The following is a 16,033-nucleotide window of genomic DNA, read 5'->3' on the forward strand; positions in this document are numbered from 1 at the left end:
TCTAACCACATAGCTTTAAAATAGCCTTAATCACAAAAAATACCTACTCATCATATATCCTTAAAAATCTCGTGTGTTTGGGAATGCCATTTTTACTAAAACCTGTGTATTGATAGGTGATAATAGCGCCTATTTTTGGAGGATTGGTGCGCAAAGTGTCAGTAAGTCCGCTACCAATTTTAAATGTTATGTGTTTATTATGCCACGCTTTGGGTAGTGGCGCATCTGCATTGCTTTGTAAAATCTGCTCACACACAAGCGCACCAATTTTTCCGTGTAATCGTCCATTTCCTTGTGTATAGCCCACCACCTTGCATTCACTATCGGTATGAGCTTTGAGTTTAAAGGCATTTTTGGCTCTACCAGCACGATACCCCAACTCATCAGGACGAATGATAAGCCCTTCTCCACCGCGCCCTAAAACTTCTTTTAACATAGTATGCACATATGTATCAAATGTGGTTTTGTCTTGGAGCTGTATAGTATGTTGTGTGATAAGATGTATATTTGGTGGCTTATGTGTGTCTATAAATTTTCTCACTTCTTCCAAACGCTCACTCAATGTGCAATCCCCTCCCTTAATTCCACAACTAGGAGAATCAAAGATAAGATACTGCACACTAGCCCATTGCTCACATATAGAATCTTTGGTATTGACAAGACCTTGAATCTCCTCAAACTTCCCATATCCTATCCATAATTCTCCATCAAGCCCAAAAGGTGGTAATTGTTGTAAAAAACACTGCGGTGCGGAAATGAGATTGCCTCTTTTGGTTTGTAAATGTTTTGAATCCCATACAGCACGAACTCCATCATATTTTTCACTCACCAAATAACGCACAGAATCTAACAATTGCTTTTGGTAGATTCTAAACTCTATAACCTCTAACCCAAAAGCATAACACGCACATATGCACATAATACCGACAACGCGACACATACCCTTGCTCCAAAATCCTAAACACATCGCAAGTTTCTTGTATCGCATCAAAACTTATGAGTGGGTGAGCACCTGTAAGTGTAGAGCTTGATGTTGTGTGGTAATTTTTACCTTGCCACCTTTTTTCAGTTTGCCAAAGAGAATTTCATCACTAAGTGGTAGTTTAATTTGCGTATCTATCAATCGTCGTATCTCACGAGCGCCTAAAGTATTATCCACACTTTGATTTGCTAAATATTGCAGTGCTTTAGAATCTGGCAACAATTCAATATTTTTACTTGCTAGATTCTCATTAAGATCCTCTAGATATTTTTGTGCGATCAAGCGATATTCTTCCACACCAAGAGCGCTAAAATGCACCACTCCATCAAGACGCGATCGAAATTCTGGAGAAAAAAGATGTTTAATCGCTCCTTCACTCCTGCCCTTATTATCAGCATTAAATCCTAGCGTATTGCCTTCCTTGCTTCCAGCGTTGCTTGTCATAATCACAATGACATTTTTAAAATCCGCACGATTACCTGCATTATCTGTCAAACTCGCAGAATCTAGCACCTGTAAAAGCACATTATAAATATCGCTATGTGCCTTTTCAATCTCATCAAGCAATAACACACAATAAGGATGTTTTCGTATAGAATCTACAAGCAATCCCCCTTGCTCAAATCCCACATAACCTGCCGGTGCTCCAATAAGCCGAGATATAGAATGTGGCTCCATATATTCACTCATATCAAATTTTACAAATGCAATCCCTAATGCCTTGGCAAGTTCTATGCTAAGCTCTGTTTTCCCTACACCGCTTGGTCCTGCAAATACAAAACTTCCAATAGGCTTATTAGATTCACCTAAACCGGCTTTATTTTTCTTGATGACGCGCACAACTTCTGTAATTGCTTTATCTTGTGAAAAAATGCGTTTTTTTAGCGTTTTTTCTAAATTTTTAAGCACTTTGCTTTCATCACGATTGACTTGCGTTTTTGGGATATGCACACTCTTTGAGATGATAAGTTCAATATCTTTTGGCTTGATGACAGGGATAGAATCTGTGGCATTTATCTTAAAATATGCACCACTTTCATCAAGTAAATCAATTGCTTTATCAGGCAAAAACCTATCTGTAATATAACGATGAGAGAGATCTACACAAGCGTGCAAGGCAGATTCTGTATATTTGACATTATGAAACTTTTCATAAATAGGCTTTAAACCCTCTAAAATCTTATAACAATCTTCTACACTAGGTTCTTTAACTTCTACCTTACAAAAACGCCTCAAAAGTGCTTTGTCTTTGTCAAAAGTCTGTTTAAATTCATTAAAGGTTGTCGCACCAATGCAACGCAAAGATCCATTAGCCAAAGCGGGTTTAAGGAGATTGGAGGCATCAAGACTTGAGCTATTTGCTGCACCAGCACCTACAATCGTGTGTATCTCATCAATAAATACAATACTATTTGGAATTGCTTCAAGTTCGGTTAGCACACCCTTAAGGCGTTTTTCAAAATCTCCGCGATATTTACTTCCAGACACCATAGCGGCAAGATCAAGCATAAAAATCTGTGCATTATGCAAGGCTTGTGGCACTCGTTTTTTGCTAATCTCTAATGCTAATCCTTCGGCTATCGCGCTCTTACCTACTCCAGATTCACCAATAAGCACGGGGTTATTTTTTTTGCGCCTACACAAAATCTCACTAATGCGCAAAATCTCCTCGCTACGCCCAATGATAGGATCAATTTTCCCATCAATAGCAGCTTGTGTGAGATTTTTGGCAAATTGCGCAAGATAACTTGCTTGTTTTTGTTCGTCATTAGCAGCTTTTTGCTCTTGTTCTTGTGTCAGATATGTCAACACAGAATATCGATCAATGCCTTGAGAATGCAGAATCTTAGCACTATAGCATTGCTTTTCTTCAAGCACTGCAGCGATAAAATCTCCGATATCAGGTTGTTTTTTTCTTCCTTGCGCTTGTAAATGCCCCATCATTAATCCAAAGATTCTCTCCAAAGATGGCGTATGCATAGGCATATCATCAAGTTTTTGAGCGCTTGGAATGTAGCGTTTGAGATATGTATAGGTGATACTTGCCATTTCACTCACATTGCCACCAAACTTCCCCAAAAACTCGCTACCTTCCTTGCTATATAAAAGTGCCAAAAAAATATGTTCTGTTGTCAAAATATTATGTTGCATTTCTTTTGCTATTTCTGTTGCTTCACTAATAATAAGAGGTAAATTATGTGTCATTGTATGCCTTTAAAGTTGTTTTGTTTCTACACGAAGTGGATAGCCACTTTGCTTTGCCAATTCAAGAGTAATCTTTGCTTTTAATTCAGCTATGTCATAAGGATATATGCCACATACTCCAGAACCTTCTTTGTGGATTTTTAGCATAATCTCTACTGCCTCATCGTTGCTTTTTTCAAAAATTTGCACCAATACACTCACAACAAAATCCATTGCGGTCCAATCATCATTTAATAGAATAACTTGATATAGCGTTGGCTCTTCGAGTGCAATATCTGTAGCGCTTTCTTGGATAGTTTGTGGCATGCTAGGCTATCTCCTAAATTTTTAGAGCATTTTACCAAACTTTGTATAATGTCGCATTCCCACATACATAGAAAGGAGATTATATGAAAAAAGTTATTGTGCCAATTGCAAAAGGATTTGAAGAAATTGAGCTTATAAGCATTGTGGATATTTTACGCCGAGTCCAAATCCCAGTAGAGATTCTCTCACTAGAATCTCACAAAGAAGTTGTAGGTGCGCATAACATTACGCTATATGCAGATGATATATTTGGAAGCAAAAGCTACCAAGATTATGCATGTATTGCGCTTGCAGGTGGCTATGAAAATATGCAACGCATGTGTCAGAATTATCAGCTAGGGGAGATTCTCACAGATTTTTACCAACGACATAAACTTATTGCTGCTCTATGTGCCTCTCCTATTGTTTTAGCACATTTTGGTGTGTTACAGAATAATTTTACCTGTTATCCATCATGCCAACACGAAGTGCTAGATAAAGCCAAAACTTCAAACTTTATGCATCAAAACGTATATTTTGAAGATCGCATTCTCACCTCTCAAGGACCAGCGACAGCTATGGAGTTTGCACTTAGACTTGCAGATATTGTATTAGCAGAGGATTTTGCTACATATCAAATAGATCAGACATTTCAAAATACACAAGTGCAAAAAGTAGCAGAGGGCTTGTTATATCATACATAATAAGTAACTAAAAGCAAGGATATTATCTCTAAGTCTTGTAAAAGACTTAGAGATATCATAAGTAAAGGATATGAGAGACAAAGAGAATCTATGAGTTGCGTTTCTCCATGATCTCTTTGGCAATGTTATTAGGAACTTCTCCATAATGGTCAAATTCCATTGTGTAAGTACCACGCCCTTGTGTTGCAGAACGCAAATCCGTAGAGTATCCAAACATTTCAGCCAATGGCACAAAGGCATTCACAATTTTAAGTCCCATGCGATCGTCCATAGAATTGATTTGTCCTCTTCTACGATTTAAATCGCCTATCACATCACCCATGTATTCTTCTGGAACTTCTACTTCTACTTTCATAAGTGGCTCTAACAACACCGCATTAGCCTTCCTACACGCATCTTTAAATGCCATAGATCCAGCAATCTTAAATGCCATTTCTGAAGAATCCACTTCGTGATAGCTTCCATCATATAGCGTAACTTTGAAATCCACCACAGGATACCCTGCCAAAACACCATTTTGCATAGCTTCTTGGATACCCTTATCCACAGCAGGGATATATTCTTTTGGAATCACACCACCACTAATATTATTCACAAATTCATATCCACTACCAGGCTCTTTTGGCTCCAAGCGGATAAAGACATGTCCATATTGTCCTCTACCACCGGATTGCTTAGCATATTTGCATTCTTGCTCTACCGCACTACGCACTGTCTCTCTAAATGCAACTTGAGGTTGTCCTACTTCTGCTTCAACTTTGAATTCTCTTTTTAATCTATCAACAATAATCTCTAGGTGCAATTCTCCCATACCACCGATGAGTGTTTGCCCTATTTCTTCTTGTGTGCTTACCCTAAAGCTCGGATCTTCTTCAGCAAGCTTCCCTAAAGCAATAGACATTTTTTCTTGGTCTGCCTTTGTCTTTGGTTCAACTGCAATTTGAATCACTGGCTCTGGAAATTCCATTCTCTCCAAAATAACCGGCTCTTTTTCATCACACAATGTATCCCCAGTAAGTGTATCTTTCAAACCTACAAAAGCACAAATCTCACCGGCATAAATTTCTTTAATGTCTTCTCGTTTATTTGAGTGCATTTTTAAAAGTCTACCAACACGCTCTTTTTTACCTTTGGTAGAGTTTAGCACATAGCTTCCAGATTCTAACATACCTCTATAAGCACGCACGAATGTAAGCTGCCCAACAAATGGGTCGGTCATAATCTTAAATGCTAGACCAGCAAACGCACCTTTGTCACTAGATTCTACGCTAATCTCACTCTCATCTTTTGGATTAATACCTCTAATTTCTGCAACCTCTGTAGGCGCAGGAAGAAAATCTACCACTGCATCTAAAAGTGTTTGCACACCTTTGTTTTTAAAGCTAGAACCACAAAGCATAGGAATAAGACTCATATTAAGACAACCAGCCTTGATACCTTTTTTAATTTCTTCAACACTAAGTTCTTCACCACCAAGATATTTTTCCATCAACACTTCATCTTGCTCTGCCACAGATTCAAGAAGTTTTTCGCGATACTCTTGCGCCTTATCCATAAGATCTGCTGGAATCTCTTCTATGTCATACTTAGCACCCATAGATTCATCATTCCAAACAATAGCCTTCATAGCAATAAGATCCACTACGCCCTTAAAGTTTTCTTCTGCTCCAATTGGGATATTAACCGGCACAGGATTAGCCTTTAGACGTTGTTTAATCTGTGCTTCAACATTATAGAAATTAGCTCCAATTCTATCCATTTTGTTGACAAACACCATTCTTGGCACGCCATATTTATTAGCTTGTCTCCAAACGGTTTCGCTTTGTGGTTGCACACCACCCACAGAACAAAACACTGCTACAGCGCCATCTAATACACGCATAGAGCGTTCTACTTCAATGGTAAAATCCACGTGTCCGGGAGTGTCGATAAGGTTTATTTGATAATCTTTCCAAAAACAAGTTGTCGCAGCAGAAGTAATTGTAATACCTCTTTCTTTTTCTTGCTCCATCCAGTCCATTGTCGCGGCACCATCATGCACTTCACCAATTTTGTGGCTAACCCCAGTATAAAACAAGATTCTTTCTGAAGTCGTTGTTTTACCGGCGTCAATATGCGCTGCAATACCTATATTTCTAATTCTATTTAGGGGAGTTTGTCTTGCCATATCTAGTCCTTAACTCATATTACCAACGATAATGCGCAAATGCTTTATTAGCTTCTGCCATTTTATGCACATCTTCTCTTTTCTTAAATGCAGCACCTCTATCATTAACTGCATCCATTAATTCGTTTGCCAATCTTTCTACCATAGTGCGTTCATTGCGCTTTCTTGTAGCTTCTAAAATCCATCGGATAGAAAGTGATTGTTGTCTAGCAGGGCGAACTTCTACTGGCACTTGATATGTAGCACCACCTACTCTACGACTGCGCACTTCTACAAGTGGCTTAACTTTTTCCAAAGCTTTTTCAAAAACCTCAATTCCTTTTTCACCACTTTTTTCTTCAATTTTATCAAAAGCGGCATAGATGATTTTTTCGCTTACACTTTTCTTGCCATCATACATCATTTTGTTAATAAACTTTGTTACTACTTTATTATTATAGATAGGATCCCCCAAAACCTCTCTAACAGGAGCTTTTCTTCTTCTCATACAAAACCTTCCTTAAATGATTTATTTCTTATCAGCGCCACTCTTGGCTTTTTTGGCACCATACTTACTGCGTGAAACAGTTCTCTTAGCAACACCCGCTGTATCCAAAGCCCCACGAACGATATGATACTTCACACCAGGCAAGTCTTTTACACGACCACCACGCACAAGCACGATAGAGTGTTCTTGAAGGTTATGTCCTTCCCCTGGTATATAACTAATGACTTCAAACTTAGATGTGAGTTTTACCTTTGCTACTTTTCTAAGCGCAGAGTTTGGTTTTTTTGGAGTAGTTGTATACACACGAGTGCAAACACCTCTTCTTTGTGGGCATTCTAACAACGCTGGTGACTTAGTTTTTTTAAGAACTTTTTTTCTCTCTTTCCGAATTAACTGATTGATAGTTGGCACGTATATCCTTTCCTAAAGTAATGTAAAAAATGGTGGAATTATAGCCCACCAAAACTTTTATTTATCTTAGAGAGAGCCAACATTAGCTCTCTTTTGCCTCATCGACGCTATATTTGAATTTTTTGTGGTGGTAAAGACCAGTTCCCACTGGAATCATTCTACCAAGCACAACATTTTCTTTTAGGTCATCAAGCGTATCTGTTTTTGCTGCAATACTTGCTTCTGTCAAGACTTTTGTAGTCTCTTGGAATGACGCCGCTGAAATCACAGAATCACTACCTATGGCTGCCCTTGTGATACCAAGCAATACTGGTTCCGCAATCGCTGGTTCTCCACCAAGTTTCAAAATTCGATCGTTTTCTTCTTTGAAATGGCGCTTACTAATCAAATCGCCATCGATAAACTTCGTATCACCACTATCGATAATCTTCACTTGTCGTAACATTTGTGAAACAATAATCTCAATGTGTTTATCAGCGATATTCACACCTTGTCGACGATAGACTTGTTGCACTTCGCTCACGATATATTTGTGCAAGGCTTTTTCACCAGAGATTCGCAAAATATCATGGCTTGAAACTACACCATCTGTCATAGCTTCGCCCGCATGGACAAATTCGCCAACACGCACGAGGATTCTCTTATTTTTATCCACAGGGTATTCGGCTACGCGACCATCATCTGCGGTAACGATGATTCTCTCTTTGCCTCTTATTGCCTTACCAAAGCTTACAACACCATCGATTTCTGAAAGTATCGCGATATCCTTTGGTTTTCTTGCCTCAAAGAGTTCTGAAACGCGCGGCAAACCACCGGTAATATCTTTGGATTTCACCAATGCCTTAGGTGTTTTTGCCAAAAGTTCTGCTTCCTCAACCATTGCGCCATCTTGGATAGTAATAGTTGTGTTAGATTCTAGCGGATAGAAATGCTCCTTACCAGCCTTATCAATTAGCACAATAGCAGGCTTTTTATCTGCAGGAATATACTCGCTCACAACAGAAATCTTTGTGCCTGTCATCGCATCTTCTTGTTCATTCACTGTGATACCAGAAATAATATCTCTATATTCTACCCTACCTGCTACCTCTGCAATCGTTGGGTTGATATAAGAATCCCATTTTGCCACCACAACATTTTCGTTATTAACAGGTTCAGCGATGATGCTATCTACATCTACAGCACTATTATCATCGATGAGAATCTTAGAATCTCGCGCGATATAATGGCGTGTAGATTCTCTATCGTTCTCATCTGCAATCACTGCAAACACACCTTTTTCATCAATCACCATACCTTTTTTGACATCTCGTTTGCGCTCCAAAGTATCAGAGTTAAGGAAATAATACTTCACAATTCCCTTCTCTTTGGCTTCTATTTTACAAGCAATTGGAGCATTATCAGCTACTTTAAGCTCACTACCATATGGGATCCTATGTGGCACATTCCAGCTATCTTTGATAATATCCACGATACTACCACCAGCGCTTACCTTGTAACCACTATCGTGTGGGATAAGGAGCTTACCATCAACCTTACCAGTAACACCTGCGAGCTCATTTTTCTTGGCAATATCATCTTTTCGCAAATTGTAATGCACTTTATCTTTATCACCAACGATTGTGATAACAACCTCATCATGAACATTTTCAATATGCACAACACCATCAAAAGGCACCTTAACCTTAGGTTCCACGAGCAATACCGCAGCGTTACGCCTATTAGCCACAATATGTCTGCCCTCTTTGTCTTTAAAGGTTTTGATATTGTAATACCGGATAAAACCTTCTTTATTTGCTATGATTGTGTCGTCTTCTTGACTTGTGCTCGCAGTCCCACCGATGTGGAAAGTCCTTAGTGTGAGCTGTGTTCCAGGCTCACCGATACTTTGTGCTGCCAATACCCCAACCGCATCGCCAGGTTTTGCCATTTTGGATTCTCCAAGGTTTAGCCCATAGCATTTAGCACAAACACCCTTTGGCGCTTTACATGTTACAGGGGTGCGAATGGTTACATTTTTTACACCTGCTTCATCTATACGCAATGCCATCTCTTCATCAATAAGCACACCCTCACTAAAGAGAATTTCATTTGTAATTGGATCAATCACATCTCGTGCTAACACTCTACCTTGCACACTCTCGCGCAAAGATTCTACAAGTGATCCACCAATGGTAATATCTGAAATTTCAACCCCTTCATGTGTGCCACAATCCTCAATTGTTACCTTAACATTTTGACTCACATCTATAAGCTTTCTTGTCAAATATCCAGCGTTTGCTGTCTTAAGCGCGGTATCCGCAAGACCTTTTCTCGCACCATGCGTAGAGTTAAAATACTCAAGAACATTTAGCCCCTCTTTAAAGTTTGAGGTAATAGGCGACTCGATAATTGTGCCATCTGGCTTAGTCATCAAGCCACGCATAGCTGAAAGCTGTCGTATCTGTGCTGCACTACCACGCGCACCAGAATCTGCCATCATATGAATAGAGTTAAAACCTTGCTTATCCTCTTTGATTTTTTGAGCTAGGATTTTACCCATTTCATCACTTGTGCGTGTCCAAATATTAACAATCCTATTATGGCGTTCTTGTGCGGTTATATTTCCTGTATCAAACACTCTTTGCACAGATTGAATACTTGCACGCGCCTCATCAATCATCGCTTGTTTTTTATCAGGTGTGATGATATCAGGTGCAGAAATCGAGATACCTGCTTTTGTCGCATACTTAAATCCAAGATTCTTTAAGTTATCAAGGAAAGTAGCGGTAATGCCTAATCCACCATATTTATGGACATAATCCACAAGCGCACCAATATCTTGCTTTTTAAGCACTTTATTCCAAAGATTAAGTGGCACAAAATCCGGCAAAATAGAGCTAATAATCATACGACCTGCGGTAGTTTCTATAATCCTTCGTTCATAAGAAACACGAATCTTAGCATTAATATCTAGCTCTCCTAAATCAATAGCAATCATCACATCTTGTGCAGTTGAGAATATTTTATGCTCACCCTTAGCGCCCTTTTTCTCCAAAGACAAATAATAAAGTCCCAAAACCATATCTTGGCTAGGAACGGTTACTGCCTTACCACTAGCAGGGAGCAAAATATTCATAGAGCTTAACATAAGCACCTTGCATTCTGCGATAGCTTCTTGAGAAAGAGGCACATGCACAGCCATTTGGTCACCATCAAAGTCCGCATTAAACGCTGAACACACAAGTGGATGAAGCTGAATAGCCTTACCATCAATAAGTTTTGGGTGGAAAGCTTGGATAGATTGCTTATGCAATGTCGGTGCGCGGTTTAAAAGCACTGGATAATCCTCGACAATCTCTTGCAAACACTCCCACACCTCATTATTTTTTTGTGCAATCATTTTGGTTGCTTGTTTAAGGTTAGTAGCGTAACCTTTTTCTTCAAGCTTTGCAAACAAATGCGGTTTAAACAATTCTAATGCCATATTTTTTGGCAAACCACACTGATCCATACGCAAGTTTGGACCTACGACAATAACACTTCGTCCAGAAAAGTCCACGCGTTTTCCAAGTAGATTCTGACGGAATCTTCCCTGTTTTCCTTTTATATTTTCTGAAAGCGATTTAAGCGGACGCTTATTTGCTCCTTTCACGGCATTTGCATTTCTACCATTGTCAAAGAGTGCATCTACTGCTTCTTGAAGCATACGCTTTTCATTGCGGATAATAATCTCTGGCGAATCTAGTTCGATAAGTCGCTTAAGGCGCTGATTTCTATTGATCACGCGACGATACAAATCATTCACATCACTTACCGCAAATTTTCCACCATCAAGTGCTACAAGTGGGCGCAAATCTGGTGGCAACACAGGAAGTGCGGTGAGAATCATCCACTCCGGACGATTGCCAGAATTGATGAAGCTTTCTACAACTTTAAGGCGTTTTACAATAGTTTTTTTCTTAGCCTCAGAGTTTGTAGATCTCGCCTCCTCACGTAATTTCTGTAACAAATCCACCAAATCTAATTGCTCTAGCAGATCTCGCACTGCCTCGGCACCCATTTGTGCTACAAAGCCCTTATCTCCAAAGCGTTGATAAATATTTTGGTATTGTTCTTCATTTAAAACATCATATTTCATGATAGGTTTTGTGCCTTCATTATCATATGATGCCTCACCAGGATCTTTTACGATATATGCTTCATAATACAACACACGCTCAAGATCTTTCATCTTGACACCAAGCAATGTGCCTATACGACTTGGCAATGAGCTTACATACCAAATATGTGCCACAGGTGCCACAAGTTCAATATGTCCCATTCTGTAGCGTCTTACTTTAGATTCTGTAACTTCAACACCACACTTTTCACACACCATGCCTTTATAGCGCATTTTTTTGTATTTTCCACAAAGACACTCATAATTTCTCACAGGACCAAAGATTTTTGCACAGAATAATCCATCGCGCTCTGGCTTTAGCGTGCGATAATTGATAGTTTCTGGTTTTTTAACTTCACCGCGACTCCATGATCGTATGCTCTCTGGACTTGCTAAAACAAGCTGGAATGCATTGAAATCTTTAGGGCGATCATCTTCTTTAATAACCAATGGCTTAGGCATACCACCTTCATCGACTTCATCACCATACACTTTTACATCAAGCACAAGCGATTGAAGCTCTTTTGCCAAAACATAAAATGTCTCTGGAATCTTTGATTCGCCTACGCGCTCGCCTCTTGTAATAGCCTTGTAAGCATCTTTTCTACCCTCTGTATCATCAGATTTGATAGTGAGCATTTCTTTAAGCGTATGAGCTGCACCATAAGCTTCCAATGCCCACACTTCCATTTCACCAAATCTTTGTCCACCAAAGAGTGCCTTACCACCCACTGGCTGTTGGGTTACGAGGCTATATGGTCCTGTGCTTCGCGCATGCACTTTTTCATCAACAAGATGGTGAAGTTTAAGCATATACATGTATCCCACATTAACGCGTTCAATCATCTTTTCGCCTGTTCTACCATCATATAGTTCAGTCTTACCATCCATATCAATTTTTGCAAGCTCAAAAAGCTTATTGAAGCGTTCTTGCTCAATGCCTTCAAAAACTGGAATAGCAAATTTTACGCCATTGCTCCAATCTTTGGCATAGAGCATTAACTCTTCATCAGAGAGTTTTTTCAAAAATTCCGTAGCAACTGGATTATCAGCATTTACGACCTCAGAGATTTCAAGCATTTTGTTGCGCAAATCTTTAATCCATGATTGACTTTGTTGCGTGAAAATATCCTCAATCTGTCTACCTAGATTCTTACCTACAAGTCCCAAATGCACCTCAAGAATCTGTCCGATATTCATACGGCTTGGCACACCAAGTGGGTTTAGAATAATATCCACAGGTTCGCCATCTTTGGTGTAAGGCATATCTACTAATGGCACGATATTAGAAACGATACCTTTATTTCCATGTCGCCCCGCCATTTTATCGCCCACTTTGAGCTTGCGTTTTGTTGCAATGTAGATTTTTACAAGCTTTACAACGCCACTTGGCAAAATATCATCTTTTTCTAAAATAGAAAGTTTCTCCTCGTGCTCCTCACCCAAGGCTTTCTTTTGCTCTAAGAAGTTTGCTTTGATTTGTTCATATTTTGCTTGCATCTCTTTAGAGTAGCTTTTAATCAATGTGTTGAGTGCAAAACGATTAATATTTGCAAGATCTTCTTTAGGAATATTTTGCCCTTTTTTGAATTGTTTATCGCCAATGCTTGCATCGCTCACAAGCTTTTGCTTAGAAAGCATTGTGGAGATTCTCACCATCTCTTCTTGGTTTAGCATTGTTAGTCTATCGTGATGTTCAATATCCAACACAGATTTTTCTTGTTCATAAGCACTAATAGCTCGTAAATCCTTTTCATAGCCTTTTTTGGTAAAGATTTTTACATCTACCACTACACCCTCTAAAGAAGGAGGACAATATAAAGATTTATTAACAACATGTCCGGCTTTTTCACCAAAAATAGCGCGTAATAATCGCTCCTCTGGCGTAGGTTTAACCTCACCTTTTGGTGAAACCTTACCCACCAAAATCATACCTTGAGAAACATATGTCCCAATGCGCACAATACCGCTTTCATCAAGATGTGCTATCTCACTTTCTTTGACACCCGGAATATCTGAAGTAATCTCCTCTGTTCCGTGTTTTAATTCACGCGCTTCAATCTCTTTTTCATAAATATGTACAGAAGTAAAGGTATCTTCTTTGATAAGACGCTCACTAACTACAATCGCGTCTTCAAAATTGTATCCATTCCAAGGCATAAAAGCCACGCGAATATTTTGTCCAAGTGCCAACTCACCGCTATCCATACTTGGACCATCAGCAATCACCTGCCCTGCTTGGACACTATCACCTTTTCGCACGATTGGGCGTTGAGAAAAAGATGTATTTTGGTTCGTGCGGAGATTCTTGCAAAGCGAATAGTAATCAATATACGCACCATTCTCGTCTTCTCCTAGAATATAAATACTTTTGGCATCGACTTTTTCAACAATTCCACCTCGTTTTGCCTTAATGGCTTCCCATGCATCTCTTGCAATCACTTTTTCAATACCAGTCCCCACAACAGGTGCATCAGGCTTAAGTAATGGCACTGCTTGGCGCTGCATGTTTGAACCCATCAATGCGCGGTTAGCGTCATCGTGCTCCAAAAATGGAATGAGCGATGCGGCTACACCAACAAGCATTCTTGGGCTTAAATCTATTAATTCTACTTTGGATTTTTCCACAAGAATAATTTCACCATCTTGTCTTGCTTCAATCAAATCCTCAATGATATTTCCATCTTTATCTACTTTTGTAGAAGCTGGAGCTATGATAAGCCCTTCTTCTTGAGCAGCTGTAATATAGGTGATTTCATTGCTTACTTTGCCATCTTTGACTTTTTTGTAAGGTGCTTCAATAAAGCCCAAATCATTGACATGCGTAAAGGTTGAAAGCGTATTAATCAAACCAATATTTTGCCCCTCTGGAGTCTCAATAGGGCAAATCCTACCATAATGCGTTGGGTGCACATCGCGTGCTTCAAAGCCCACACGCTCTTTGACAAGACCACCTTCTCCAAGCGCAGAAAGTCTGCGTTTATGCGTAATCTCCGCAAGAGGGTTTGTTTGATCCATAAATTGAGAAAGTTGCCCACCTGTAAAAAATTCCATAATTGTGCTTGTTATCATTTTGGAATTAATCAAGTCATGAGGCATAAGATTCTCAAATGAACCATTGAGGGAACTTAATTTATCACGAATAGCCTTTTGCATTTTCACAAGCCCCGTATGAAGCTCGTTTGCCAAAAGCTCACCAATAGATCGAATCCTTCTATTACCTAAGTGATCCCTATCATCAATATGTCCCTCGCCATTACGCACATTCATAAGGTATTTGATAGTTGCGATAATGTCATTATGCGTAAGCACTGTCACATAATCAGGCACATCTAAACCAAGTTTGTGATTCATTTTCATACGTCCAACGCGCGTAAGATCATAGCGCTCTGGATCAAAAAAGAGTTGATTTACAAAAGTCTTTGCCACATCCTTGGTAACAGGCTCTCCTGGACGCATAACCTTGTAGATTCTAATAGCCGAGAGATCGTTTTCATCTTCAATATTTTCTGTTTGCTTAAGGTTTCGCAGGGACTCCACATCACTTACAAAAGAATTCATCAAGGAATTATCCAAGCCCTTAGCGGTATCATTTGCAATTTTAAATTCTTTCACACCACTTTCTAGAATCTTTTGAATCTTGCTTTCATCAAGTTGTGTCAAAATATCAAAAAGCAATTCACCATTCTTATCATATATCGCTTCAGAAAGGTAGCGCTCATTCAATCTTTGGACTGGATATTCCATCCATTTTATATCTTTTTCAAGTTCTTTAAGTTCTTTAAGTTTTTTACTTCCTACTCTTTTCCCTGAAGCTAAAAGCAGATTGCCTTTAGAATCTTTAATATCAAATTCCGCCTTAGCGCCTATATTTTCCACACTAAAAGGAACAAAGCATTTGTCTTTTTCAAAATGGACATGCAATGAAGGATAAAAAATATTGACGATATCTTGTTTCGTATAACCAATAGCGCGTAAAATAACGGTTACAGGAATTTTTCTACGCTTATTAATCCGCGCATACAAAATGTCTTTTGCATCATATTCAAAATATAACCAAGCACCTCTATCAGGAATAATTTGCCCGGTATAAATAAGTTTATTTGACGCGGTATTAGATTCTTCTTCTTTGAAAATAACACCTGGACTTCTATGAAGCTGATTAACTACAACGCGCTCAACACCATTGATAATAAAGCTTGTCCTATCTGTCATCAATGGAATTTCACGGATAAAGATACTTTGTTCTTTCACATCTTTTACTGCAAGTTTTTCTCCGCTTTTTTCATCTTTTTCCCAAAAAATAAGTCGAATCTTTATTTTAAGCGGAATAGAATATGTAATCCCACGCTCCATAGCTTCTCTAGTTGTATATTTTGGCTTTCCAAACTCACAACCAGCATATTCTAAAGTAATACGATTTTGAGCATCTTGGATAGGGAAAATGGATTTAAAAACTTTTTCAATACCACTCTCTTTTGTCGCATTCGCAAACAAAAAATCATTATAACTATCTCGTTGCAAGGACAATAGATCAGGAACATCTAATAACTGAGGATTTTTCGTAAAATCTATGCGCAATCTTTTGTTTTGTTTTATTTGCTCTGACATTTGCTCAACCTTCATGACATGGATTTTTAAGAGTAGCACT

General features: G+C 39.0%; 8 protein-coding genes. 1 reads left to right on the plus strand and 7 read right to left on the minus strand.

Translation table 11 applies throughout. From position 1 onward, the window contains the following. Positions 1 to 43: 43 nt before the first annotated feature. Genes B9T66_RS02965 through B9T66_RS02975 form a run of 3 tightly spaced genes read right to left on the minus strand, consistent with a single transcriptional unit; the run spans position 44 to position 3,493 of the window. Positions 44 to 967 (minus strand): DNA ligase, encoded by a 924-nt coding sequence (locus B9T66_RS02965; protein WP_180763320.1) that lies wholly within the window; start codon positions 965 to 967, stop codon positions 44 to 46. A 27-nt stretch (positions 968 to 994) separates the two neighbouring features. Beyond that, positions 995 to 3,187: an AAA family ATPase gene (locus B9T66_RS02970; protein ID WP_095627515.1), complete on the minus strand. Its 2,193-nt coding sequence runs from the start codon at positions 3,185 to 3,187 to the stop codon at positions 995 to 997. A gap of 9 nt (positions 3,188 to 3,196) precedes the next feature. Further along, positions 3,197 to 3,493 (minus strand): ATP-dependent Clp protease adaptor ClpS, encoded by a 297-nt coding sequence (locus B9T66_RS02975; RefSeq protein WP_095627516.1) that lies wholly within the window; start codon positions 3,491 to 3,493, stop codon positions 3,197 to 3,199. An 83-nt stretch (positions 3,494 to 3,576) separates the two neighbouring features. On the opposite strand from B9T66_RS02975, the gene B9T66_RS02980 reads away from it, so the two are divergent. Beyond that, positions 3,577 to 4,176, plus strand: coding sequence for a DJ-1 family glyoxalase III (locus tag B9T66_RS02980; RefSeq protein ID WP_095627517.1), 600 nt, complete (start codon positions 3,577 to 3,579; stop codon positions 4,174 to 4,176). 88 nt (positions 4,177 to 4,264) lie between these two features. On the opposite strand, the gene fusA is transcribed toward B9T66_RS02980, so the two are convergent. The 4 genes from fusA to B9T66_RS03000 form a co-directional block, all read right to left on the minus strand. Continuing rightward, positions 4,265 to 6,343: an elongation factor G gene (fusA, locus tag B9T66_RS02985; RefSeq protein ID WP_095627518.1), complete on the minus strand. Its 2,079-nt coding sequence runs from the start codon at positions 6,341 to 6,343 to the stop codon at positions 4,265 to 4,267. 19 nt (positions 6,344 to 6,362) lie between these two features. Continuing rightward, positions 6,363 to 6,830: a 30S ribosomal protein S7 gene (rpsG, locus tag B9T66_RS02990; protein ID WP_095627519.1), complete on the minus strand. Its 468-nt coding sequence runs from the start codon at positions 6,828 to 6,830 to the stop codon at positions 6,363 to 6,365. A 21-nt stretch (positions 6,831 to 6,851) separates the two neighbouring features. Continuing rightward, the gene (gene rpsL / locus B9T66_RS02995) at positions 6,852 to 7,241 is read right to left on the minus strand and encodes a 30S ribosomal protein S12 (RefSeq protein ID WP_095627520.1); all 390 of its coding nucleotides are present in this window, start codon (positions 7,239 to 7,241) and stop codon (positions 6,852 to 6,854) included. 82 nt (positions 7,242 to 7,323) lie between these two features. After that, positions 7,324 to 15,993, minus strand: coding sequence for a DNA-directed RNA polymerase subunit beta/beta' (locus B9T66_RS03000; protein ID WP_095627521.1), 8,670 nt, complete (start codon positions 15,991 to 15,993; stop codon positions 7,324 to 7,326). Between the last annotated feature and the right edge of the window lie 40 nt (positions 15,994 to 16,033).

It is taken from the genome of Helicobacter sp. TUL (genome assembly GCF_002287135.1).
Lineage (GTDB): Bacteria > Campylobacterota > Campylobacteria > Campylobacterales > Helicobacteraceae > Helicobacter_F.